The organism is Streptococcus pseudopneumoniae IS7493, from assembly GCF_000221985.1.
In the GTDB taxonomy this organism is placed as follows: Bacteria; Bacillota; Bacilli; order Lactobacillales; family Streptococcaceae; genus Streptococcus; species Streptococcus pseudopneumoniae.
In genome coordinates this window covers 1,905,489-1,927,859 of the sequence record NC_015875.1, presented here as the reverse complement: position 1 = coordinate 1,927,859, position 22,371 = coordinate 1,905,489, and the positions used below count along the sequence as shown (strand labels likewise).

Here is a 22,371-nt window from a genome sequence, read left to right as displayed (position 1 = left end):
ATGCAGGGACAAATTATTAAAGCCTTGGCAGGCTTCTACTATGTAGAGAGTGATGGTCAGGTCTATCAAACACGCGCGCGTGGAAATTTTCGTAAAAAAGGGCATACCCCTTACGTTGGGGACTGGGTCGATTTCTCTGCCGAGGAAAATTCAGAGGGTTACATTCTCAAAATTCACGAACGGAAAAACAGTCTGGTCCGTCCGCCCATTGTCAATATTGACCAAGCTGTAGTAATCATGTCCGTCAAGGAACCTGATTTTAACAGCAATTTGCTGGATCGTTTCTTGGTTCTTTTGGAGCACAAGGGTATTCATCCCATCGTCTATATTTCCAAAATGGATTTGTTGGAAGATAGAGGAGAACTGGATTTTTACCAACAGACTTATGGTGACATCGGCTATGACTTTGTGACCAGTAAAGAGGAACTCCTGCCTTTGTTAACAGGCAAGGTTACGGTCTTTATGGGGCAGACAGGTGTTGGAAAGTCAACTCTTCTCAATAAAATCGCACCGGACCTCAACCTTGAAACAGGAGAAATCTCAGACAGTCTGGGGCGCGGTCGCCATACCACTCGAACTGTTAGTTTTTACAACCTCAATGGGGGTAAAATCGCAGATACACCAGGCTTTTCATCCTTGGACTATGAAGTATCAAGGGCGGAAGACCTTAATCAGGCCTTTCCAGAGATTGCTAGTGTTAGTCGAGACTGCAAGTTCCGTACTTGTACCCATACCCATGAGCCGTCCTGTGCTGTCAAACCAGCAGTTGAAGAAGGTACCATTGCGCCCTTCCGTTTTGACAACTACCTGCAATTCCTCAGTGAGATTGAAAATCGTAGAGAAACCTACAAAAAAGTCAGCAAAAAAATTCCAAAATAAGGAGAAACCTATGTCTCAATACAAGATTGCTCCGTCAATTCTGGCAGCAGATTATGCCAACTTTGAACGTGAAATCAAGCGCCTAGAAGCAACTGGGGCAGAGTATGCCCATATCGATATCATGGATGGTCATTTTGTGCCACAAATCAGTTTTGGTGCAGGTGTGGTCGAGAGCCTTCGTCCTCATAGTAAGATGGTCTTTGACTGCCACTTGATGATAGCTAATCCTGAACATCATCTGGAAGACTTTGCGCGTGCAGGTGCGGATATCATCAGCATCCATGTGGAAGCAACGCCTCATATTCATGGTGCCCTCCAAAAAATTCGCTTACTAGGTGTCAAACCTTCGGTTGTCATTAATCCTGGTACGCCTGTCGAGGCCATTAAGCACGTCCTTCACCTAGTTGACCAAGTCTTAGTCATGACAGTTAACCCAGGCTTTGGTGGGCAAGCCTTTCTACCAGAGACCATGGATAAGGTCCGTGAGTTGGTTGCTCTTCGTCAGGAAAAAGGTTTGAAATTTGAGATTGAAGTGGATGGTGGGATTGATGATAAAACGATTGCTCAAGCCAAAGAAGCTGGTGCGACCGTTTTTGTAGCAGGTTCCTATGTCTTTAAGGGAGATGTCAATGAGCGAGTACAAACTCTCAGAAAACAACTGGACTAGGGTTGCCGTTTTTGCAGGCGGAGACCGTGGTCATTATCGGACGGACTTTGATGGTTTTGTTGGTGTGGATCGGGGCTCGCTATGGGTCTTGGAAGAAGACTTGCCTCTTGCTCTAGCGGTTGGGGATTTTGATTCTGTGACCGAAGAAGAGCGACAGGTGATTCAAAAACGTGCCCAGCATTTTGTTCAAGCCCGACCAGAAAAAGATGATACTGATTTGGAATTGGCTCTCTTGACTATCTTTGAGCAAAATCCTCAGGCTCAGGTCACTATTTTCGGTGCTTTGGGTGGTCGTATTGACCATATGCTGGCTAATGTCTTTCTGCCTAGTAATCCCAAGTTGGCGCCCTATATGCGCCAGATAGCGATTGAAGATGGACAAAACTTGATTTCCTATTGTCCAGAAGGAACCAGTCAGCTAGAACCTCGTTCAGACTATGACTACCTAGCCTTTATGCCAGTTCGGGATAGCCAGCTGACTATTATTGGTGCCAAGTATGAGTTGACAGAGGAAAATTTTTTCTTTAAAAAAGTGTACGCTTCTAACGAATATATAGATAGGGAAGTTTCGGTGACTTGCCCAGATGGCTATGTGGTCGTGCTGCATAGTAAGGACAGGAGGTAGGATGGAAAGTTTACTTGTTCTATTATTGATTGCCAACCTAGCTGGCCTCTTTCTGATTTGGCAAAGACAAGATAAGCAGGAAAAACATCTCAGCAAGAGCTTGGAGGATCAGGCAGATCACTTGTCAGACCAGTTGGATTACCGTTTTGAACAAGCCAGACAAGCCAGGCAGTTAGATCAAAAAGACTTGGAAGTAGCTGTCAGCGACCGTTTGCAAGAAGTGCGAATCGAATTGCACCAAGGTCTGACGCAAGTCCGTCAAGAAATGACAGATAATCTCCTCCAAACCAGAGATAAGACCGACCAACGTCTCCAAGCCTTGCAGGAATCAAACGAGCAACGTTTGGAACAAATGCGCCAGACAGTCGAGGAAAAACTAGAAAAGACCTTGCAAACACGCTTGCAGGCTTCCTTTGAGACAGTTTCCAAACAACTGGAGTCGGTCAATCGTGGCCTGGGGGAAATGCAGATAGTTGCCCGCGATGTCGGCGCCCTCAACAAGGTTCTCTCTGGAACCAAGACACGAGGGATTCTGGGAGAATTGCAACTGGGGCAAATCATTGAAGACATTATGACACCTGCCCAGTACGAACGAGAATACGCAACAGTTGAAAACTCCAGTGAACGAGTGGAGTATGCCATCAAGTTACCCGGACAAGGCGACCAAGAATATGTCTACTTACCGATTGACTCTAAGTTTCCACTGGCAGATTATTATCGCTTAGAAGAAGCCTATGAAGCAGGTGACAAGGACGAAATCGAACGCTGTCGTAAGTCGCTCCTAGCCAGCGTCAAACGCTTTGCAAAGGATATTAAGAGCAAGTACATAGCACCACCTCGGACGACCAATTTTGGAGTTTTGTTTGTCCCGACAGAAGGTCTCTACTCAGAAATTGTCCGCAATCCTGTCTTCTTTGATGATTTGAGGCGGGAAGAGCAGATTATTGTTGCAGGTCCAAGTACCCTATCAGCCCTTCTTAACTCCCTATCAGTTGGATTCAAAACTCTCAATATCCAAAAGAGTGCCGACCATATCAGTAAGACTCTTGCCAGCGTCAAGACCGAGTTTGGCAAGTTTGGTGGTATTCTGGTAAAGGCACAAAAACATCTCCAACATGCCTCTGGCAATATTGATGAATTATTAAACCGTCGTACCACAGCTATCGAGCGGACGCTCCGTCACATTGAGTTGTCAGAAGGTGAGCCTGCGCTTGATCTACTCCATTTCCAAGAAAATGAGGAAGAATATGAAGATTAGTCACATGAAAAAAGATGAGCTGTTTGAAGGTTTTTACTTAATCAAATCAGCTGACCTGAGGCAAACTCGAGCTGGGAAAAACTACCTAGCCTTTACCTTCCAAGATGATAGTGGTGAGATTGAGGGGAAGCTCTGGGATGCCCAACCTCATAACATTGAGGCCTTTACCGCAGGTAGGGTTGTCTACATGAAAGGGCGCCGAGAAGTTTATAACAACACTCCACAGGTCAATCAAATCACTCTCCGCCTGCCGCAAGCTGGTGAACCCAATGACCCAGCTGATTTCAAGGTCAAGCCACCGGTTGATATCAAGGAAATTCGTGACTACATGTCGCAAATGATTTTCAAAATTGAAAATCCTGTCTGGCAACGGATTGTCCGAAATCTCTACACCAAGTATGATAAGGAATTCTACTCCTATCCAGCAGCTAAGACCAACCACCATGCCTTTGAAACAGGCTTGGCCTATCATACGGCGACCATGGTGCGCTTGGCAGATGCCATTAGCAATATTTATCCTCGGCTCAATAAGAGCCTGCTCTATGCGGGAATTATGCTGCATGACTTGGCCAAAGTTATCGAGTTGACGGGACCAGAACAGACTGAGTATACAGTGCGAGGCAATCTTCTTGGACATATCGCTCTCATTGATAGCGAAATTACCAAGACGGTTATGGAGCTCGGCATCGATGATACCAAGGAAGAAGTCGTTTTGCTTCGTCACGTCATCCTCAGTCACCACGGCTTACTTGAGTATGGAAGCCCAGTCCGTCCACGCATTATGGAAGCAGAGATTATTCATATGATTGACAATCTGGATGCCAGCATGATGATGATGTCAACAGCTCTGGCTTTGGTGGATAAAGGAGAGATGACCAATAAAATCTTCGCTATGGACAATCGTTCCTTCTATAAACCAGGTTTAGATTTATAATTTAAGAAAAATGAACATTTTTTAGAATAAGAATGTTCGTTTTTTTCTGTGAATATGGTATAATAAGTAAAAGACAAAAATGAATACTCTTCGAAAATCTCTTCAAACTAGGGTAGTATCGCCTTGTCGTATGTATATATGCAGGTATATTACAGACTTTGTCAGTTCTATCGACAATCTCAAAACAGTGTTTTGAACCACCAGTGACCAGCTTTCTAGTTTGCTTTTTGATTTTTTTGAATAAAAATGGAATAGGAAATAGAAATGAAATTAAGAAGAAGTGATCGGATGGTTGTCATTTCCAACTATTTGATTAATCATCCTTATAAACTAACTAGTCTCAATACTTTTGCTGAAAAGTATGAATCTGCTAAATCATCCATCTCAGAAGATATCGTCATTATCAAACGCGCCTTTGAGGAAATCGAAATCGGTCACCTCCAGACTGTGACTGGGGCTGGCGGAGGTGTTATCTTTACACCATCAATCTCAAACCATGATGCTAAGGAAATGGTTGAAGACTTGCGTGCCAAGTTGTCAGAAAGTGACCGTATCTTGCCAGGTGGCTACATCTACCTGTCTGATTTACTTAGCACACCAGCCATCTTGAAAAATATTGGTCGCATTATTGCCAAGAGCTTTATGGATCAAAAAATTGACGCGGTTATGACAGTAGCAACCAAGGGTGTGCCACTTGCAAATGCAGTTGCCAATGTCCTCAATGTCCCTTTTGTCATTGTGCGCCGTGACCTGAAAATTACCGAAGGTTCAACGGTTAGCGTCAACTATGTATCCGGTTCAAGTGGTGACCGTATCGAGAAAATGTTCCTTTCAAAACGGAGTCTCAAGGCAGGTAGCCGTGTCTTGATTGTGGATGATTTCTTGAAAGGCGGCGGAACTGTCAATGGGATGATTAGTCTCTTGCGCGAATTCGACTCAGAATTGGCAGGTGTAGCGGTCTTTGCGGACAATGCCCAAGAAGAACGTGAAAAGCAGTTTGACTACAAGTCACTCTTGAAGGTAACCAATATTGATGTCAAGAACCAAGCCATCGATGTTGAGATTGGTAATATTTTTGACACAGAAGAATAAAGGATAAAGGTTGGAACGGTTGTCCCAGCCTTTCTTTGCAAATAGAATTAGAAGGAAACTTATGAAAACACCATTTATTAATAAAGAAGACTTAGAAGCGATTGTAGCCGAGTTCCCAACTCCCTTTCACTTATATGATGAGAAGGGAATTCGTGAGAAGGCAAGAGCCGTCAACCAAGCCTTTTCGTGGAACAAGGGCTTTAAGGAATATTTTGCAGTTAAGGCTACTCCAACCCCAGCTATTTTGAAAATTCTCCAAGAGGAAGGCTGTGGTGTGGACTGCTCTAGTTACGTAGAGCTTTTGATGAGCCATAAACTGGATTTCCCTGGTTCTGAGATTATGTTCTCTTCAAACAATACGCCAGATAAGGAATATGCCTATGCGCGTGAATTAGGTGCGATCATTAACTTGGATGCCTTTGAAGATATTGAACATTTGGAGCGAGCAGCAGGCATTCCAGAAATCATCTCATGTCGTTATAATCCTGGAGGCGTTTTTGAACTGGGGACAGACATTATGGATAATCCTGGGGAGGCTAAGTTTGGTATGACCAAGGATCAACTCTTTGAATCCTTTGCCATCTTGAAGGAAAAAGGAGCCAAGACTTTTGGGATTCACTCCTTTCTAGCATCCAATACTGTCACCCATCTCTATTATCCAGAGTTGGCGCGTCAGCTTTTTGAATTGGCTGTTGAAATCAAGGAAAAGCTGGGTATTTCACTAGACTTTATCAATCTTTCCGGGGGTATTGGAGTCAACTATCGTCCTGAGCAGGAGCCAAATGATATCGCCTTGATTGGTGAGGGAGTTCGTAAGGTGTATGAAGAGGTTCTTACGCCAGCAGGTCTTGGTCAGGTCAAGATTTTCACCGAATTGGGTCGTTTTATGCTGGCACCTCACGGTGCTTTAGTCACAAGAGTCACTCATAAGAAGAAAACCTACCGTACCTATCTAGGTGTGGATGCATCAGCAGTCAACCTCATGCGTCCAGCTATGTACGGAGCCTATCACCATATTAGCAACATGACTCATCCAGATGGATCAGCTGAAGTGGTAGATGTGGTTGGTTCACTCTGTGAAAACAATGATAAATTTGCAGTCAATCGCGAACTGCCTTATACAGAAATCGGTGATTTGCTGGTCATTCATGATACAGGTGCCCACGGTTTTTCAATGGGCTACCAGTACAATGCCAAACTTCGTTCTGCGGAAATCCTTTATACTGAAGAAGGCAAAGCCCGTCAAATCCGCCGTGCAGAGCGCCCTGAAGACTATTTTGCAACCTTGTATGGTTTTGATTTTGAAGAATAATCTGAGAATAGATTGAAAATGAAATTGAAAAACAGATTGCTTTCTAAAAAATAGGTAAAAATCTTGTTTTTCCTTCAAGTCGTGATATAATAAAACTATAAAACGTTTTCAAGGAAGGTAACGATATGTCTGAAGAAACAATTGATTATGGACAAGTGACAGGAATGGTGCATTCGACAGAAAGTTTTGGGGCGGTAGATGGCCCTGGTATTCGCTTTATTGTCTTTTTACAGGGCTGTCACATGCGTTGCCAGTATTGCCATAACCCAGATACTTGGGCTATGGAGTCCAATAAATCACGTGAACGGACGGTAGATGATGTCTTGACAGAAGCCTTGCGCTACCGTGGTTTCTGGGGAAATAAGGGCGGGATTACAGTCAGCGGAGGAGAAGCACTCTTGCAGATTGATTTCCTGATTGCCCTTTTCACCAAGGCTAAGGAACAAGGAATCCACTGTACCTTGGACACCTGTGCCCTTCCTTTCCGTAATAAACCACGTTACCTTGAAAAGTTTGACAAACTCATGGCTGTCACTGACTTGGTTCTCTTAGATATCAAGGAAATCAACGAAGAACAGCACAAGATTGTTACTAGCCAAACCAATAAAAATATCTTGGCCTGTGCCCAGTATCTATCAGATATTGGAAAACCTGTCTGGATTCGCCACGTGCTAGTTCCAGGATTGACAGACAGAGACGATGACTTGATTGAACTTGGTAAGTTCGTCAAGACTCTTAAAAATGTGGATAAGTTTGAAATTCTGCCTTATCACACCATGGGTGAGTTTAAATGGCGTGAATTGGGAATTCCCTATTCCCTCGAAGGGGTTAAACCACCAACAGCAGACCGCGTTAAGAACGCTAAACAACTCATGGATACCGAAAGTTACCAAGACTATACGAAACGTGTACATGGATAGAAAAGAAGCCTGATGGAAACATCGGGCTTTTGACTTGCAAAAAGACTTAGCAAATCAGCTAAGCCTTTTTCTTCTTATCTCGAACGTTGTTTTCCAGCGTTGCGATTTTTGTGTTTTTTCTGGCTTGTGATAGCAGTTGGTTGTTCAGGGGTAACGTCTTTTCGTCCACTTGGTTTAGAGAAAGCACTTGCTTTTGGTGGGTTCTTGGCTAGTTCTTCACGGACTTTTTTGCGAAGTTTTGGACGAACGATATAGTTGACGATAAACTGTTGGAGAATCATCATGAAACCACCGACAACCCAGTAAAGTGTGACACTAGCTGGTGAGAAGAGGGAGAAGACGACGATCATGAGTGGGCTCATGTAAATCATTTTCTTGATTTGTTCTCTTTGCATTTCATCTTCTACTCCGTGAAGTGAAAGGAGCGATTGAAGATAGTAAAGGACACCAGCACAGGCAACCAAAATCATACTTGGAGAACCTAGAGGAATGCCTAGGTAGCTTGCTTGAGCAACCCCTTCAGTATGTTGGGCAGCAAAGTAAATTGCAGAGAAGAAAGGCATTTGAAGGAGGAGAGGGAAACATCCTACACCACCAAACATACTGATGCCATGCTCTTTTTGAGCAGCAAAGAGAGCTTGTTGGGCTTCGAGTTTTTCTTCTTGAGTAGTCGCTTCCTTGAGACGAGTTTGGTGTGGCTCAAGGACATGCTTGAGGGCGTTCATCTTTTCAGAGTGAAGCGTTGCCTTCCATGATTGGTAGATACCAAGTGGCAAGATAATCAAGCGCACGATAATGGTTACGATAATGATAGCGACACCAAAGCCTAGAGCTTTATCATTGGCGAAGTACTTGATAGCTTCAGCCATAGGCGCTCCGAAAGTATTCCAAATGACTCCTGTTGGCTGGCCTGTGGATTTATCAACATTGACACAGCCAGTCAAGACAAGCAACATAGCCACTCCCATAGCTGAGAGTGCAAAACGTTTAATAGATTTCACTGTTTTTATTCCTTCTTTAAAAATTATACCTTTCTATTCTACTGTTTTTTTACAAAATATACAATAGTTCTAGAGACCTAATTTGCGATTTTAAAGTCAGAGTAGGGAGGAAAGTTGCTCAGTTTGACATCTAAGTAGCTGACTTTTGAAAAAGGTGTGGGTCCTTTGCGGATTTCTTGGATAAATTTTGCCATGATAGCAGATGAGTCTGCTTGGGCTAAGATTTCCACTGTGCCATTGTCGTTATTCCACACTCGACCTGTGATGCCACCAATTTCAAGCGCCAGGCTGTAAACACCCCAACGAAAGCCGACTCCTTGCACCCTACCTTGGGCAATCATTCTAACCTTTTGCATACCAAACCCCTTTGATTGTGTTATAATATTTCTATGACTATTATAACCTCAAAAGCCAATTCTGTGGTAAAAAATGCCAAGAAATTACACCAAAAAAAATACCGCAAGTCTTCCTATTTGATTGAAGGCTGGCACTTGTTTGAAGAAGCTGTTCAAGCTGGAGTGACGATTGAGAAAATCTTTGCCCTAGAAAATTACCGAGATCAGTTAGTTGCTTTTCCGCAAACTGTCTGGGTTTCAGAGGATATTTTGCTAGATTTGGCAGATTCTCAGACTCCTCAGGGAATTGTTGCGGTGGTTCAAAAAGAAGAAGTAGTACAAGCTGATTTGAGTCAGGGCAAGTTCTTGTTTTTGGAAGATGTGCAAGATCCTGGTAATGTGGGAACGATCATTCGGACTGCGGATGCAGCAGGCTATACAGGAGTGATTGTTTCAGAAAAGTCGGCAGACATCTACAGTCTCAAGACTCTACGTTCCATGCAAGGCAGTCATTTTCATCTGCCTATTTACCGGATGTCTAGTCAAGCGCTTCTCGAGGAAGCTAAAAAGGCAGCTATCCCAGTGCTAGCAACAACCCTATCTAAAGATTCTGTTGATTACAGAGAACTGCCTCCTATAGAAAATTTTGTACTAGTCATGGGAAATGAGGGTCAAGGAATTAGTCCCCTTATGGCTGAAAGTGCAGACCAGTTGGTCCATATTAGCATGAAGGGGCAGGCGGAGAGTTTGAATGTTGCCATTGCAGCTGGTATTTTGATTTTCCATTTAAGCTAATTTTAACTTTTTTTGTTATAATCAAGGAAAGATGTTCATAGAAAAGGAGAAAAGGATGAATCACACTATTATACATGACCGTGCAGGTCTCAATCAATTTTACGCTAAGGTTTATGCCTTTGTTGGTCTAGGAATCGGACTATCTGCTTTGGTATCAGGCCTTATGTTGACGGTCTTTCAGTCTCAGTTGGTTTACTTTTTGATGCAGGGGCGTCTCTGGTTGACCATTGCTACTTTTGCGGAGTTGGCCTTGGTTTTCGTTGCCAGTAGCATGGCTTCAAGGAATAGTCCAGCTGCTCTTCCAGTATTTTTACTTTACTCTGTTTTAAACGGTTTTACACTCAGTTTTGTGGTGGCCTTCTATACTCCGGGTACAGTTTTATCTGCCTTTGTATCGAGCGCCCTTCTCTTCTTTGTCATGGCGGCAGTTGGTATCTTCACCAAGAAAGATTTGAGTGGCCTTGGTCGAGCGATGATGGCGGCTCTCATTGGTTTACTGATTGCTATGGTAGTCAATATTTTCTTGGCTAGTGGCTTCTTTGATTATATGATTAGCGTAGCCATGGTTTTGGTTTTCTCAGGGTTGATTGCTTGGGATAACCAAAAGATTCGCCTTGCTTATGAGCAATCACAAGGTCGTGTAGCGACAGGTTGGGTTGTGTCAATGGCTCTCAGTATCTATCTTGATTTTATCAATCTCTTCCTAAGTATTTTACGTATCTTCGGTCGTAATGACTAGAAGGTCCCTAACATCAGTGTTCGAAGGAGCACTGATTTTTTTCGTATTTGCTCTTTCCTTTTCTTGAAAATAGGTGTATAATGTTTTTAATTAATTTTTTGAGGAGTAGTTTATGAAGAAAAGTTTTATCCATCAACAAGAAGAGATTTCCTTTGTCAAAAACACTTTTACCCAGTATTTGAAAGATAAGTTAGAAGTTGTCGAAGTTCAAGGTCCTATTTTGAGCAGGGTCGGTGACGGGATGCAGGACAACTTATCAGGTGTGGAGAACGCCGTATCGGTCAAGGTTCTCCAAATCCCTGATGCTACTTATGAAGTGGTGCACTCCCTTGCTAAATGGAAACGCCATACCTTGGCTCGCTTTGGTTTTGGTGAAGGTGAAGGTCTTTTCGTCCACATGAAGGCCCTTCGTCCAGACGAAGACTCGTTGGATGCGACCCACTCTGTTTATGTTGACCAGTGGGACTGGGAGAAGGTTATCCCAAATGGTAAGCGTAACATCGCTTATCTAAAAGAAACAGTTGAGAAGATTTATAAGGCCATTCGTTTGACAGAACTAGCTGTTGAAGCCCGCTATGACATTGAGTCTATCTTGCCAAAACAAATCACCTTTATCCACACAGAAGAGTTGGTAGAACGCTACCCAGACTTGACACCGAAAGAACGTGAAAATGCTATTTGTAAAGAATTTGGAGCCGTCTTTTTGATTGGTATCGGTGGCGAGTTGCCAGATGGTAAACCGCATGATGGGCGTGCACCAGACTACGATGACTGGACAAGCGAGTCTGAAAATGGCTACAAGGGTCTAAATGGTGATATTCTTGTTTGGAATGAGTCTTTAGGTGGAGCCTTTGAGTTGTCTTCTATGGGGATTCGTGTAGATGAAGAAACGCTTCGCCGTCAGGTCGCCATCACAGGTGATGAAGACCGTTTAGAATTGGAATGGCACAAGTCTTTGTTGAACGGCCTATTCCCATTGACAATCGGTGGAGGAATTGGACAATCTCGGATGGCCATGTTCCTACTTCGCAAGAAACACATCGGAGAAGTGCAAACAAGTGTTTGGCCTCAAGAAGTCCGCGATACTTACGAAAATATTTTGTAGAGAATCGAACCGCAAGGTTCGGTTTTCTTTCTCTTTTCGCCCATAATTTGGTATAATAAACGGTATGAAAATCGTATCAGGAATCTATGGGGGACGTCCCCTCAAGACACTAGAAGGAAAGACGACAAGACCTACTTCGGATAAGGTTAGGGGAGCCATTTTTAACATGATTGGTCCCTACTTTGAAGGGGGACGAGTCTTGGACCTTTATGCAGGTAGTGGTGGTTTATCTATCGAGGCAGTATCGCGTGGCATGTCCAGCGCTGTTTTGGTGGAACGAGACCGTAAGGCTCAGGCTATCGTAGCTGAAAATATTCAGATGACCAAGGAAGTTGGAAAATTTCAACTCCTCAAGATGGATGCAGAAAGGGCATTGGAACAGGTATCTGGGGAATTTGACCTCATTTTCTTAGACCCTCCTTATGCCAAGGAACAAATCGTAGCAGATATTGAAAAAATGGCTGAGAGAGAGCTTTTTTCTGAAGATGTCATGGTCGTGTGTGAGACGGATAAGGCCGTTGAGCTTCCAGAAGAAATTGCCTGCCTGGGCATCTGGAAGGAAAAAATTTATGGAATTAGTAAGGTGACGGTCTATGTCAGATAAGATTGGCTTATTCACAGGCTCATTTGATCCGATGACAAATGGGCATCTGGATATCATTGAACGGGCGAGCAGACTCTTTGATAAGCTTTATGTCGGTATTTTTTTTAATCCCCACAAACAAGGATTTCTCCCTATCGAAAATCGTAAACGGGGGCTAGAAGAGGCTTTGAAACATTTAGAAAATGTTGAAGTCGTGTCTTCTCATGATGAATTGGTGGTTGATGTTGCGAAAAGACTGGGGGCTACTTGTCTAGTGCGGGGTTTGAGGAATGCGTCGGATTTGCAATACGAAGCCAGTTTTGATTACTACAACCATCAACTGTCTCCTGATATAGAGACTATTTATTTACATAGTCGACCTGAACATCTCTATATCAGTTCATCAGGCGTTAGAGAGCTTTTGAAATTTGGTCAGGATATTGCTTGCTATGTTCCCGAGAGTATTTTGGAGGAAATAAGAAATGAAAAAAAAGATTAGATGGCCCTTATATGTCATTGCGGCCTTAATTGTGACTTTCTTGGCATTTGTAGTGCCCTTGCCCTACTATATAGAAGTTCCAGGTGGTTCGGAAGATATTCGCCAAGTCCTTAAAGTAAATGACACAGAAGATAAGGAAGCTGGGGCCTATCAATTCGTTACGGTTGGTGTCCAGCACGCTACTTTAGCCCATATGATTTATGCATGGTTGACGCCTTTTACAGATATTCGTAGTGCCCAAGAGACTACAGGTGGCTCTTCCGATGTTGAATTTATGCGAATCAATCAATTTTACATGCAAACATCGCAAAATATGGCCAAATATCAAGGGTTAAAAACAGCTGGTAAAGATATCGAACTCAAATACCTTGGGGTTTATGTCTTGACTGTAACGGATAATTCGACCTTTAAAGGGATTCTCAACATCTCTGATACAGTTACAGCAGTCAATGATCAGACCTTTGATAGTTCCAAAGATTTGATTGATTACGTCAATTCTCAAAAACTAGGGGACTCCGTCAAGGTCACCTATGAAGAGGATGGGCAAACCAAGTCTGCAGAAGGAAAAATCATTACTCTAGAAAATGGCAAAAATGGGATTGGAATCGGTTTGATTGACCGTACAGAAGTGACCAGTGATGTCCCAATTCGCTTTTCAACAGCTGGTATCGGTGGTCCAAGTGCAGGTCTCATGTTTAGTCTAGCTATCTATACTCAAATAGCTCACCCAGGTCTTCGTAATGGTCGTATTGTTGCTGGTACAGGTACCATTGACCGTGATGGGAATGTGGGGGACATTGGTGGTATTGACAAGAAAGTTGTAGCTTCGGCTAGAGCAGGTGCCGCTATTTTCTTTGCTCCTGATAACCCAGTTAGCGAAGAAGAACAAAAGGCGCATCCGGACGCGAAAAACAACTACCAAACAGCCCTAGAAGCGGCTAAAACAATCAAGACGGATATGAAAATCGTGCCCGTTAAAACCCTACAAGATGCGATTGATTACTTGAAAAACAATCCCTAGATTTTGAGGGGGATTTCCAAACTAGCGCGCAAACAGAGAAGATGGTATAATAGTCAAATGGTTCAATTATTATTCACTCTAAGCAGTCACATGCTCTTTATTTATGTGAGTTTTTACCTTTTAAAGGATCTTGTTAGATGGGAAAAGGTTTTAAAAGTGACAGATGAGAATACAAGAAAAGTTCGTTTATTAGTAGCCTTTTTCAGCATTGTCATGGGCTACATCCTGAGTTCTTTCTTTATCAGCCTATATCAGTTGTGGCAAGAAGCGCTTAGAGGATTATTATAAAATCAAGAGTAAAGGAAACGAGTATGGACAAAATTGTGGTTCAAGGTGGCGATAATCGTCTGGTAGGAAGTGTAACCATCGAAGGAGCAAAGAATGCAGTCTTGCCCTTGTTGGCAGCGACTATTCTAGCAAGTGAAGGAAAGACAGTCTTACAGAATGTACCGATCTTGTCGGATGTCTTTATTATGAATCAGGTAGTTGGTGGTTTGAATGCCAAGGTTGACTTTGATGAGGAAGCCCATCTTGTTGAGGTGGATGCTACTGGCGACATCACTGAGGAAGCCCCTTATAAGTATGTCAGCAAGATGCGCGCCTCCATAGTTGTCTTAGGGCCAATCCTTGCCCGTGTGGGTCATGCCAAGGTATCCATGCCAGGTGGTTGTACGATTGGTAGTCGCCCTATCGATCTTCATTTGAAAGGTCTGGAAGCTATGGGGGCTAAGATTAGCCAGACTGCTGGTTATATCGAAGCTAAGGCAGATCACTTACATGGTGCCCATATCTATATGGATTTTCCAAGTGTTGGTGCTACGCAGAACTTGATGATGGCTGCAACCCTAGCTGATGGGGTGACAGTGATTGAAAATGCTGCGCGTGAGCCTGAGATTGTGGACCTAGCCATTCTCCTCAATGAAATGGGAGCCAAGGTCAAAGGTGCTGGTACAGAGACTATTACCATTACTGGTGTTGAGAAACTTCATGGTACGACTCACAATGTAGTCCAAGACCGTATCGAAGCAGGAACCTTTATGGTAGCTGCTGCCATGACTGGTGGTGATGTCTTGATTAAAGACGCTGTTTGGGAGCACAACCGTCCCTTGATTGCTAAATTGCTTGAAATGGGAGTGGGAGTGACGGAGGAGACTGAAGGCATTCGCGTTCGCTCTCAACTAGAAAATCTAAAAGCTGTCCATGTAAAAACTTTGCCCCACCCAGGATTTCCAACGGATATGCAGGCTCAATTTACAGCCTTGATGACAGTTGCAAAAGGCGAATCAACCATGGTGGAGACAGTTTTCGAAAATCGTTTCCAACACCTAGAAGAAATGCGTCGTATGGGCTTACACTCGGAGATTATCCGTGATACAGCTCGTATTGTTGGTGGACAAGCTTTGCAGGGAGCAGAAGTTCTTTCAACTGACCTTCGTGCCAGTGCAGCCTTGATTTTGACAGGTTTGGTAGCACAGGGAGAAACTGTGGTTGGTAAATTGGTTCACTTGGATAGAGGTTACTACCGTTTCCATGTGAAGTTGGCACAGCTAGGTGCTAAGATTCAGCGGATTGAGGCAAATGATGAAGATGAATAAGAAATCAAGCTACGTAGTCAAGCGTTTACTTTTAGTCATTTTGGTACTGGTTTTAGGGCTTCTAGCCCTAGGAATCGGTCTAATGGTCGGCTATGGAATTTTGGGCAAGGGTCAAGATCCATGGGCCATCCTGTCTCCAGCAAAATGGCAGGAATTGATTCATAAATTTACAGGAAATTAGGCTGGGAGACCAGCCTTTTTATAAAGATAAGGAGAAATATGAACAAAAAAACAAGACAGACACTGATTGGCTTGCTAGTGTTATTGCTCTTATCTGCGGGGAGCTATTATATCAAGCAGAATGAACTAGGCAATCAGGCTGCTAAGACAAAAATGAGTCAGAAAAGTCAATCACCAGACGCGCCTGGTCAAGCATTGGCAGAGAGTGTCTTAACAGACGCAGTCAAAAACCAAGTAAAAGGGAGTCTGGAGTGGAACGGATCAGGTGCTTTTATCGTCAATGGTAATAAAACAAACCTAAATGCCAAGGTTTCAAGTAAGCCCTACGCTGATAATAAAACAAAGACGGTGGGCAAGGAGACCGTACCAACCGTGGCTAATGCCCTCTTGTCTAAGGCTACTCGTCAGTACAAGAATCGTGAAGAAACTGGGAATGGTTCGACTTCATGGACTCCTCCAGGCTGGCATCAGGTCAAGAATCTAAAGGGCTCTTATACCCATGCAGTCGATAGAGGTCATCTGTTAGGCTATGCCTTAATCGGTGGTTTGGATGGTTTTGATGCCTCGACAAGCAATCCTAAAAACATTGCTGTTCAGACAGCCTGGGCAAATCAGGCGCAGGCCGAGGATTCGACTGGTCAAAACTACTATGAAAGTAAGGTGCGTAAAGCCTTGGACCAAAACAAGCGTGTCCGTTACCGTGTAACCCTTTACTACGCTTCAAACGAGGATTTAGTTCCTTCAGCTTCACAGATTGAAGCCAAGTCTTCAGATGGAGAATTGGAATTTAATGTTCTAGTTCCCAATGTTCAAAAGGGGCTTCAACTGGATTACCGAACTGGAGAAGTCACTGTTACTCATACTCAATGAAAATCAAAAAGCAAACTAGGAAGCTAGCCGCAGGTTGCTCAAAGCACAGCTTTGAGGTTGCAGATAAAGCTGACGTGGTTTGAAGAGATTTTCGAAGAGTATCAGTAAAAGATAAGATAAACTCCTATATCACTTATGGATGTAGGAGTTCTTTTTTCTAGTTTAAGTAGGGCTAGAGTAGGTACTAAGAAAAAATGGTAACTTCTAAAACTAACTTCCAGTTTTGGGAGAGAGATGGAAGTTACTTTGAGAAGTTACGCTAAGAAAAAAATAATATGTATTGGATAAAATTTTGTGATATAATAAAGGATAAGATACTATTTTAGGAGAAGAACTATGGAAGACCCAAGTAGTCAGAATTTGTTGCTACAATTTGTTTTATTGTTTATCTTGACGGTATTAAATGCCTTTTTCTCAGCTACAGAAATGGCCATGGTTTCTCTTAATCGTGCCCGAGTTGAACAAAAGGCGGAAGAAGGAGACAGACGCTACATCCGCCTGCTGAAGGTACTAGAAAATCCTAACCACTTTTTATCAACCATTCAGGTAGGAATCACCCTGATTACAATCTTATCAGGGGCGAGTTTAGCTGATACTCTAGGACGTGTGATTGCCTCTTGGCTTGGGAATGGCGAAACAGCACAAGCCGTGGCAACTTTTCTATCCTTGGCATTTTTGACCTATATTTCCATCGTTTTTGGGGAATTATATCCTAAGAGAATCGCTCTTAATCTAAAGGATGCCTTGGCCATTCGTACAGCGCCGGTTATCATTGGGATCGGAAAACTAGTCAGTCCTTTTGTTTGGCTTTTAGCTGCTTCGACCAATTTCTTGAGCCGTTTGACTCCTATGTCATTCGATGATGCGGATGAAAAGATGACCCGTGATGAAATTGCCTATATGCTGACAAATAGTGAAGAAACGTTGGATGCTGATGAGATTGAGATGCTACAAGGTGTCTTTTCGCTCGATGAACTGATGGCACGAGAGGTTATGGTTCCTCGAACGGATGCCTTTATGGTGGATATTCAGGATGATAGTCAAGCCATTATCCAAAGTATTTTAAAACAAAACTTTTCCCGTATACCAGTTTACGATGGGGATAAGGACAATGTGATTGGAATCATTCACACCAAGAGTCTCCTTAAGGCTGGTTTTGTGGACGGTTTTGATAATATTGTTTGGAAGAAAATCTTACAAGATCCACTTTTTGTACCTGAAACTATTTTTGTGGATGACTTGCTAAAAGAATTGCGAAATACCCAAAGACAAATGGCAATCTTGCTGGATGAATACGGTGGTATGGCTGGTTTGGTGACCTTGGAAGACCTTTTAGAGGAAATTGTTGGTGAAATTGATGATGAAACGGACAAGGCAGCAATAGATGTTCATCAGATTGGTGAGGATACCTACATTGTTCAAGGAACTATGACCCTCAATGATTTCAATAATTACTTTGATGTTGAACTGGAAAGTGATGACGTTGATACCATCGCTGGTTACTATTTGACAGGAGTTGGAACCATTCCGACGACTGAGAAACTCAGCTATGAATTGGTCAGCCAAAACAAACAACTTATCTTAACCAATGATAAAGTGAAAAATGGACGTGTTACCAAGGTAAAGATCCAAATTACAGAAGTCGAAATAGAAGAAGAAACAGAGTAAACTAGAGGCTTTTGTCACCATACGTGACGAAGCTTTTTTCAGTTGATTTCATGAGGGAATTATGTCATGGAAAGAACTTTGCCCCAAAAGTTTTTCAAAATTATCCGTATTTATCAGAAGAAAAAATAAAAAAGCCCTTCAAATTGGGCTTTCTGTTCATTTGAAACCTGATAAATCAAGTTATAGAAGGCGGTAGACGGATTTGAACCGACGATCAAGCTTTTGCAGAGCCGTGCCTTACCACTTGGCTATACCGCCTTAACGTTTCTTATTATACCTTGAAAATGATTTTCAGTCAATAGTTTTTTCAGTTTTTTGTACCATAGTGTGATTCGAATGTAATGCTAAGTTTTCTATGGGAAAAAGATTACCAAAAATCTACTGAATCCCCTTGAAAAATCTAGCTAATTAGGGTATAATATAAATAATCATTTGTCGTAGGTTTTGTCTGAAATATTGTCCAGACAAGGCTCACAGCAGTTAAATCTTCTGAAAAAGTCAGATTTAGCTGCTCTTTTTGTGCTTTTTTTCAGGATTTTGAGTACTTGTAATAAAGACTTAAAAATTCTGAAAATTCATCAAAGGGACACGGTGATAAGGGTTTTACAACCATATGACGATTAGAAAGCCTGATTGACAAGGCTTGGAACTTATTTACAAAGGAGAATCATCTTGGCAGGACATGACGTTCAATACGGGAAACATCGTACCCGTCGTAGTTTTTCAAGAATCAAAGAAGTTCTTGACTTACCAAATTTGATTGAAATTCAAACTGACTCATTCAAAGCTTTCCTAGACCACGGTCTTAAGGAAGTATTTGAAGATGTATTGCCAATTTCAAACTTCACAGACACGATGGAGTTGGAATTCGTTGGATATGAAATCAAGGAACCAAAATACACGCTAGAAGAAGCTCGTATCCATGATGCTAGCTACTCAGCACCAATTTTTGTAACCTTCCGCTTGATCAATAAAGAAACAGGCGAAATCAAGACCCAAGAAGTTTTCTTTGGTGATTTCCCAATCATGACAGAAATGGGTACTTTTATCATCAATGGTGGTGAACGTATCATCGTATCTCAGTTGGTCCGCTCACCAGGTGTTTACTTTAATGACAAAGTAGATAAGAACGGTAAAGTGGGTTACGGTTCAACTGTTATCCCTAACCGTGGAGCTTGGTTGGAACTTGAAAGCGACTCAAAAGACATCGCCTACACTCGTATCGACCGTACTCGTAAGATTCCATTTACGACCTTGGTTCGTGCACTTGGTTTCTCAGGTGATGATGAAATCTTTGATATCTTTGGTGACAGCGAATTGGTTCGCAACACTGTTGAAAAAGATATCCACAAGAATCCAATGGACTCTCGTACAGACGAAGCCTTGAAAGAAATTTACGAACGCCTTCGTCCAGGTGAGCCTAAGACTGCTGAAAGCTCACGTAGCTTACTTGTAGCTCGTTTCTTTGACCCACGTCGCTATGACTTGGCAGCAGTTGGTCGTTATAAGATCAATAAAAAACTCAATGTTAAAACACGCTTGCTTAACCAAACCATTGCAGAGCCATTGGTAGACCCTGAAACTGGAGAAATCTTGGTCGAAGCTGGTACAATCATGACTCGTAGTGTGATTGAAAGCATTGAAAGCCATTTGGATGGTGACTTGAATAAGATTGTCTACATTCCAAATGATGCTGCTGTAGTAACAGAGCCAGTTGTTCTTCAAAAATTCAAGGTTGTTGCACCAACTGATCCAGACCGCGTCGTAACCATCATCGGTAATGCTAATCCAGATGACAAGGTTCGTATCGTCACTCCTGCAGATATCCTTGCTGAGATGAGCTACTTCCTCAACTTGGCTGAAGGACTTGGCCGTGTAGATGATATCGACCACCTTGGAAACCGTCGTATCCGTGCGGTTGGTGAATTGCTTGCCAACCAAGTACGTCTTGGACTTTCTCGTATGGAACGTAATGTCCGTGAACGTATGTCTGTTCAGGACAACGAAGTCTTGACACCACAACAAATCATCAATATCCGTCCTGTAACAGCTGCGGTGAAAGAATTCTTTGGTTCATCACAGTTGTCACAGTTCATGGACCAACACAACCCACTTTCTGAGTTGTCTCACAAACGCCGTTTGTCAGCCTTAGGACCTGGTGGTTTGACACGTGACCGTGCTGGATATGAAGTCCGTGACGTGCACTACACTCACTACGGCCGTATGTGTCCAATCGAGACACCTGAAGGACCTAACATCGGTTTGATTAACAACTTGTCATCTTACGGACATTTGAACAAGTATGGTTTTGTTCAAACACCATACCGTAAAGTTGACCGTGAAACAGGTGTTGTTACGAACGAAATCGTTTGGTTGACAGCCGATGAAGAAGATGAATTTACTGTAGCACAGGCTAATTCTCGTCTGAATGAAGATGGAACATTTGCTGAGAAGATTGTCATGGGACGTCACCAAGGGGTCAACCAAGAGTATCCAGCTAATGTTGTTGACTACATGGACGTATCACCAAAACAGGTAGTTGCCGTTGCGACAGCATGTATTCCTTTCTTGGAAAACGATGACTCCAACCGTGCCCTCATGGGTGCTAACATGCAACGTCAGGCTGTGCCATTGATCAATCCTCAAGCACCTTACGTTGGTACTGGTATGGAATACCAAGCAGCCCACGACTCTGGAGCGGCTGTGATTGCTCAGTATGATGGTAAAGTTACTTACGCAGATGCTGACAAGGTAGAAGTTCGTCGTGAAGATGGTTCATTGGACGTTTACCACATCCAAAAATTCCGTCGTTCAAACTCAGGTACTGCCTACAACCAACGCACTCTCGTAAAAGTTGGCGATGTCGTTGAAAAAGGCGATTTCATCGCTGACGGACCTTCTATGGAAAATGGAGAAATGGCGCTTGGACAAAACCCAATCGTTGCCTACATGACTTGGGAAGGTTACAACTTCGAGGATGCTGTTATCATGAGTGAACGCTTGGTTAAAGACGATGTCTACACATCTGTTCACCTTGAAGAATACGAATCAGAAACACGCGATACAAAGCTTGGGCCTGAAGAAATCACTCGTGAAATTCCAAACGTTGGGGAAGACGCTCTTAAAGACCTTGACGAAATGGGTATTATCCGTATCGGTGCTGAGGTTAAAGAAGGTGATATCCTTGTAGGTAAAGTAACACCTAAGGGTGAGAAGGACCTTTCAGCTGAAGAACGTCTCTTGCACGCTATCTTCGGAGATAAATCTCGTGAAGTGCGTGATACTTCTCTTCGTGTACCACACGGTGCCGATGGTGTCGTTCGTGATGTTAAGATCTTTACACGTGCAAATGGAGATGAGTTGCAATCAGGTGTCAACATGCTGGTTCGCGTCTACATCGCTCAAAAACGTAAGATCAAGGTCGGAGATAAGATGGCCGGACGTCACGGAAATAAAGGGGTTGTCTCTCGTATCGTTCCTGTAGAAGACATGCCTTACCTTCCAGATGGAACTCCAGTCGATATCATGTTGAACCCACTTGGGGTGCCATCACGTATGAATATCGGTCAGGTTATGGAGCTTCACCTTGGTATGGCTGCTCGTACTCTTGGTATTCACATCGCAACACCAGTCTTTGACGGAGCAAGTTCTGAAGACCTTTGGTCAACTGTTAAAGAAGCTGGTATGGATAGCGATGCCAAAACAATCCTTTACGATGGACGTACTGGGGAACCGTTTGATAACCGTGTTTCTGTCGGAGTCATGTACATGATCAAACTCCACCACATGGTTGACGATAAATTGCATGCGCGTTCTGTCGGACCATACTCAACCGTTACCCAACAACCACTCGGAGGTAAAGCTCAGTTTGGTGGACAACGTTTCGGTGAGATGGAGGTTTGGGCTCTTGAAGCCTACGGTGCGTCAAATGTCCTTCAAGAAATCTTGACTTACAAGTCTGACGATATCAACGGACGTTTGAAAGCTTATGAAGCTATTACAAAAGGAAAACCAATTCCAAAACCAGGTGTTCCAGAATCCTTCCGAGTTCTTGTCAAAGAATTGCAATCTCTTGGTCTTGACATGCGTGTCCTAGATGAAGATGACCAAGAAGTGGAACTTCGCGACTTGGATGAAGGAATGGACGAAGATGTCATCCACGTAGATGACCTTGAAAAAGCCCGCGAAAAAGCAGCCCAAGAGGCTAAAGCAGCTTTTGAAGCTGAAGAAGCTGAGAAAGCAACAAAAGCGGAAGCAACAGAAGAAGCTGCTGAACAAGAATAGGCAGTTCAC

Annotated in this window: 23 protein-coding genes and 1 tRNA gene; 21 read left to right on the top strand and 3 right to left on the bottom strand. The window is 43.1% G+C overall.

What is annotated here, in order from left to right; genetic code table 11:
• The 8 genes from rsgA (at position 1) to pflA (ending at position 7,687) form a co-directional block, all read left to right on the top strand.
• The gene (gene rsgA / locus SPPN_RS10045) at positions 1–879 is read left to right on the top strand and encodes a ribosome small subunit-dependent GTPase A (protein ID WP_001161975.1); all 879 of its coding nucleotides are present in this window, start codon (positions 1–3) and stop codon (positions 877–879) included.
• A gap of 10 nt (positions 880–889) precedes the next feature.
• Complete coding sequence (rpe, locus tag SPPN_RS10040; RefSeq protein WP_000085007.1) at positions 890–1,546, top strand: ribulose-phosphate 3-epimerase; 657 nt, start codon at positions 890–892, stop codon at positions 1,544–1,546.
• The gene (locus SPPN_RS10035) at positions 1,509–2,171 is read left to right on the top strand and encodes a thiamine diphosphokinase (protein ID WP_000006131.1); all 663 of its coding nucleotides are present in this window, start codon (positions 1,509–1,511) and stop codon (positions 2,169–2,171) included. The genes rpe and SPPN_RS10035 overlap by 38 nt, the downstream gene beginning before the upstream one ends.
• A gap of 1 nt (position 2,172) precedes the next feature.
• Complete coding sequence (locus SPPN_RS10030; protein ID WP_000444772.1) at positions 2,173–3,429, top strand: DNA recombination protein RmuC; 1,257 nt, start codon at positions 2,173–2,175, stop codon at positions 3,427–3,429.
• On the top strand, positions 3,419–4,363 hold the full coding sequence (locus SPPN_RS10025) for a 3'-5' exoribonuclease YhaM family protein (RefSeq protein ID WP_000703190.1): 945 nt from the start codon (positions 3,419–3,421) through the stop codon (positions 4,361–4,363). The genes SPPN_RS10030 and SPPN_RS10025 overlap by 11 nt, the downstream gene beginning before the upstream one ends.
• 264 nt (positions 4,364–4,627) lie before the next feature.
• Positions 4,628–5,455, top strand: coding sequence for a pur operon repressor (purR, locus tag SPPN_RS10020; protein WP_000776875.1), 828 nt, complete (start codon positions 4,628–4,630; stop codon positions 5,453–5,455).
• Between the two features lie 61 nt (positions 5,456–5,516).
• On the top strand, positions 5,517–6,767 hold the full coding sequence (locus SPPN_RS10015; protein ID WP_000856498.1) for a diaminopimelate decarboxylase: 1,251 nt from the start codon (positions 5,517–5,519) through the stop codon (positions 6,765–6,767).
• A 125-nt stretch (positions 6,768–6,892) separates the two neighbouring features.
• Complete coding sequence (pflA, locus tag SPPN_RS10010) at positions 6,893–7,687, top strand: pyruvate formate-lyase-activating protein (RefSeq protein WP_001288274.1); 795 nt, start codon at positions 6,893–6,895, stop codon at positions 7,685–7,687.
• A 74-nt stretch (positions 7,688–7,761) separates the two neighbouring features.
• Here the strand turns inward: pflA and yidC are convergent, their stop codons facing one another.
• Positions 7,762–8,688, bottom strand: a complete 927-nt coding sequence (gene yidC / locus SPPN_RS10005; RefSeq protein WP_000835954.1) for a membrane protein insertase YidC — start codon at positions 8,686–8,688, stop codon at positions 7,762–7,764.
• A 77-nt stretch (positions 8,689–8,765) separates the two neighbouring features.
• Positions 8,766–9,044 carry an acylphosphatase gene (locus tag SPPN_RS10000; RefSeq protein ID WP_001174618.1) on the bottom strand — a complete coding sequence of 93 codons (279 nt, stop codon included), beginning with the start codon at positions 9,042–9,044 and terminating at the stop codon, positions 8,766–8,768.
• A gap of 33 nt (positions 9,045–9,077) precedes the next feature.
• Here SPPN_RS10000 and SPPN_RS09995 point away from each other — a divergent pair, with 33 nt between their 5' ends.
• From SPPN_RS09995 to SPPN_RS14250, 12 genes are all read left to right on the top strand, one after another.
• Entirely contained in the window at positions 9,078–9,818 is a 741-nt protein-coding gene (locus SPPN_RS09995; protein ID WP_000152696.1) for a TrmH family RNA methyltransferase, read from the top strand.
• Positions 9,819–9,873: 55 nt separating this feature from the next.
• Positions 9,874–10,557, top strand: coding sequence for a Bax inhibitor-1/YccA family protein (locus SPPN_RS09990; RefSeq protein WP_001016914.1), 684 nt, complete (start codon positions 9,874–9,876; stop codon positions 10,555–10,557).
• Positions 10,558–10,669: 112 nt separating this feature from the next.
• A complete protein-coding gene (gene asnA, locus SPPN_RS09985; protein WP_000748004.1) occupies positions 10,670–11,662 on the top strand; it encodes an aspartate--ammonia ligase in 993 nt (330 codons plus the stop codon).
• A gap of 64 nt (positions 11,663–11,726) precedes the next feature.
• A complete protein-coding gene (gene rsmD / locus SPPN_RS09980) occupies positions 11,727–12,266 on the top strand; it encodes a 16S rRNA (guanine(966)-N(2))-methyltransferase RsmD (protein WP_000706954.1) in 540 nt (179 codons plus the stop codon).
• Entirely contained in the window at positions 12,256–12,744 is a 489-nt protein-coding gene (gene coaD, locus SPPN_RS09975) for a pantetheine-phosphate adenylyltransferase (RefSeq protein ID WP_001280725.1), read from the top strand. Before rsmD ends, coaD begins: the two co-directional genes overlap by 11 nt.
• Complete coding sequence (locus tag SPPN_RS09970; RefSeq protein WP_000727282.1) at positions 12,728–13,765, top strand: SepM family pheromone-processing serine protease; 1,038 nt, start codon at positions 12,728–12,730, stop codon at positions 13,763–13,765. Before coaD ends, SPPN_RS09970 begins: the two co-directional genes overlap by 17 nt.
• Before the next feature lie 57 nt (positions 13,766–13,822).
• Positions 13,823–14,053, top strand: a complete 231-nt coding sequence (locus SPPN_RS09965; RefSeq protein WP_014017351.1) for a DUF1146 family protein — start codon at positions 13,823–13,825, stop codon at positions 14,051–14,053.
• A 23-nt stretch (positions 14,054–14,076) separates the two neighbouring features.
• A complete protein-coding gene (murA, locus tag SPPN_RS09960) occupies positions 14,077–15,360 on the top strand; it encodes a UDP-N-acetylglucosamine 1-carboxyvinyltransferase (protein ID WP_000358020.1) in 1,284 nt (427 codons plus the stop codon).
• Positions 15,353–15,541 carry a DNA-directed RNA polymerase subunit beta gene (locus SPPN_RS09955; RefSeq protein WP_044012464.1) on the top strand — a complete coding sequence of 63 codons (189 nt, stop codon included), beginning with the start codon at positions 15,353–15,355 and terminating at the stop codon, positions 15,539–15,541. Before murA ends, SPPN_RS09955 begins: the two co-directional genes overlap by 8 nt.
• 38 nt (positions 15,542–15,579) lie before the next feature.
• On the top strand, positions 15,580–16,410 hold the full coding sequence (locus tag SPPN_RS09950) for a DNA/RNA non-specific endonuclease (RefSeq protein ID WP_001036778.1): 831 nt from the start codon (positions 15,580–15,582) through the stop codon (positions 16,408–16,410).
• Between the two features lie 336 nt (positions 16,411–16,746).
• The gene (locus SPPN_RS09940; RefSeq protein WP_000390028.1) at positions 16,747–18,078 is read left to right on the top strand and encodes a hemolysin family protein; all 1,332 of its coding nucleotides are present in this window, start codon (positions 16,747–16,749) and stop codon (positions 18,076–18,078) included.
• A gap of 61 nt (positions 18,079–18,139) precedes the next feature.
• Complete coding sequence (locus tag SPPN_RS14250) at positions 18,140–18,274, top strand: hypothetical protein (RefSeq protein ID WP_259390846.1); 135 nt, start codon at positions 18,140–18,142, stop codon at positions 18,272–18,274.
• Here SPPN_RS14250 and SPPN_RS09935 read toward each other — a convergent pair.
• Positions 18,266–18,336, bottom strand: a tRNA-Cys gene (locus SPPN_RS09935). The genes SPPN_RS14250 and SPPN_RS09935 overlap by 9 nt on opposite strands.
• A gap of 414 nt (positions 18,337–18,750) precedes the next feature.
• On the opposite strand from SPPN_RS09935, the gene rpoB reads away from it, so the two are divergent.
• Complete coding sequence (gene rpoB, locus SPPN_RS09930; RefSeq protein ID WP_000907129.1) at positions 18,751–22,362, top strand: DNA-directed RNA polymerase subunit beta; 3,612 nt, start codon at positions 18,751–18,753, stop codon at positions 22,360–22,362.
• Positions 22,363–22,371: the final 9 nt, after the last annotated feature.

Excerpts from the sequence above, each read along its gene's own strand:
- pflA (WP_001288274.1), top strand. The coding sequence starts at position 6,893 with ATGTCTGAAGAAACAATTGATTATGGACAAGTGACAGGAATGGTGCAT.
- SPPN_RS09965 (WP_014017351.1), top strand. The coding sequence starts at position 13,823 with ATGGTTCAATTATTATTCACTCTAAGCAGTCACATGCTCTTTATTTAT.
- SPPN_RS09940 (WP_000390028.1), top strand. The coding sequence starts at position 16,747 with ATGGAAGACCCAAGTAGTCAGAATTTGTTGCTACAATTTGTTTTATTG.
- rsmD (WP_000706954.1), top strand. The coding sequence starts at position 11,727 with ATGAAAATCGTATCAGGAATCTATGGGGGACGTCCCCTCAAGACACTA.
- SPPN_RS09950 (WP_001036778.1), top strand. The coding sequence starts at position 15,580 with ATGAACAAAAAAACAAGACAGACACTGATTGGCTTGCTAGTGTTATTG.
- SPPN_RS10000 (WP_001174618.1), bottom strand. The coding sequence starts at position 9,044 with ATGCAAAAGGTTAGAATGATTGCCCAAGGTAGGGTGCAAGGAGTCGGC.
- SPPN_RS09970 (WP_000727282.1), top strand. The coding sequence starts at position 12,728 with ATGAAAAAAAAGATTAGATGGCCCTTATATGTCATTGCGGCCTTAATT.
- SPPN_RS10035 (WP_000006131.1), top strand. The coding sequence starts at position 1,509 with ATGAGCGAGTACAAACTCTCAGAAAACAACTGGACTAGGGTTGCCGTT.
- SPPN_RS10015 (WP_000856498.1), top strand. The coding sequence starts at position 5,517 with ATGAAAACACCATTTATTAATAAAGAAGACTTAGAAGCGATTGTAGCC.
- SPPN_RS10025 (WP_000703190.1), top strand. The coding sequence starts at position 3,419 with ATGAAGATTAGTCACATGAAAAAAGATGAGCTGTTTGAAGGTTTTTAC.
- rsgA (WP_001161975.1), top strand. The coding sequence starts at position 1 with ATGCAGGGACAAATTATTAAAGCCTTGGCAGGCTTCTACTATGTAGAG.
- SPPN_RS09990 (WP_001016914.1), top strand. The coding sequence starts at position 9,874 with ATGAATCACACTATTATACATGACCGTGCAGGTCTCAATCAATTTTAC.
- asnA (WP_000748004.1), top strand. The coding sequence starts at position 10,670 with ATGAAGAAAAGTTTTATCCATCAACAAGAAGAGATTTCCTTTGTCAAA.
- murA (WP_000358020.1), top strand. The coding sequence starts at position 14,077 with ATGGACAAAATTGTGGTTCAAGGTGGCGATAATCGTCTGGTAGGAAGT.
- SPPN_RS09955 (WP_044012464.1), top strand. The coding sequence starts at position 15,353 with ATGAATAAGAAATCAAGCTACGTAGTCAAGCGTTTACTTTTAGTCATT.
- SPPN_RS14250 (WP_259390846.1), top strand. The coding sequence starts at position 18,140 with ATGTCATGGAAAGAACTTTGCCCCAAAAGTTTTTCAAAATTATCCGTA.
- SPPN_RS10030 (WP_000444772.1), top strand. The coding sequence starts at position 2,173 with ATGGAAAGTTTACTTGTTCTATTATTGATTGCCAACCTAGCTGGCCTC.
- coaD (WP_001280725.1), top strand. The coding sequence starts at position 12,256 with ATGTCAGATAAGATTGGCTTATTCACAGGCTCATTTGATCCGATGACA.
- rpe (WP_000085007.1), top strand. The coding sequence starts at position 890 with ATGTCTCAATACAAGATTGCTCCGTCAATTCTGGCAGCAGATTATGCC.
- purR (WP_000776875.1), top strand. The coding sequence starts at position 4,628 with ATGAAATTAAGAAGAAGTGATCGGATGGTTGTCATTTCCAACTATTTG.
- SPPN_RS09995 (WP_000152696.1), top strand. The coding sequence starts at position 9,078 with ATGACTATTATAACCTCAAAAGCCAATTCTGTGGTAAAAAATGCCAAG.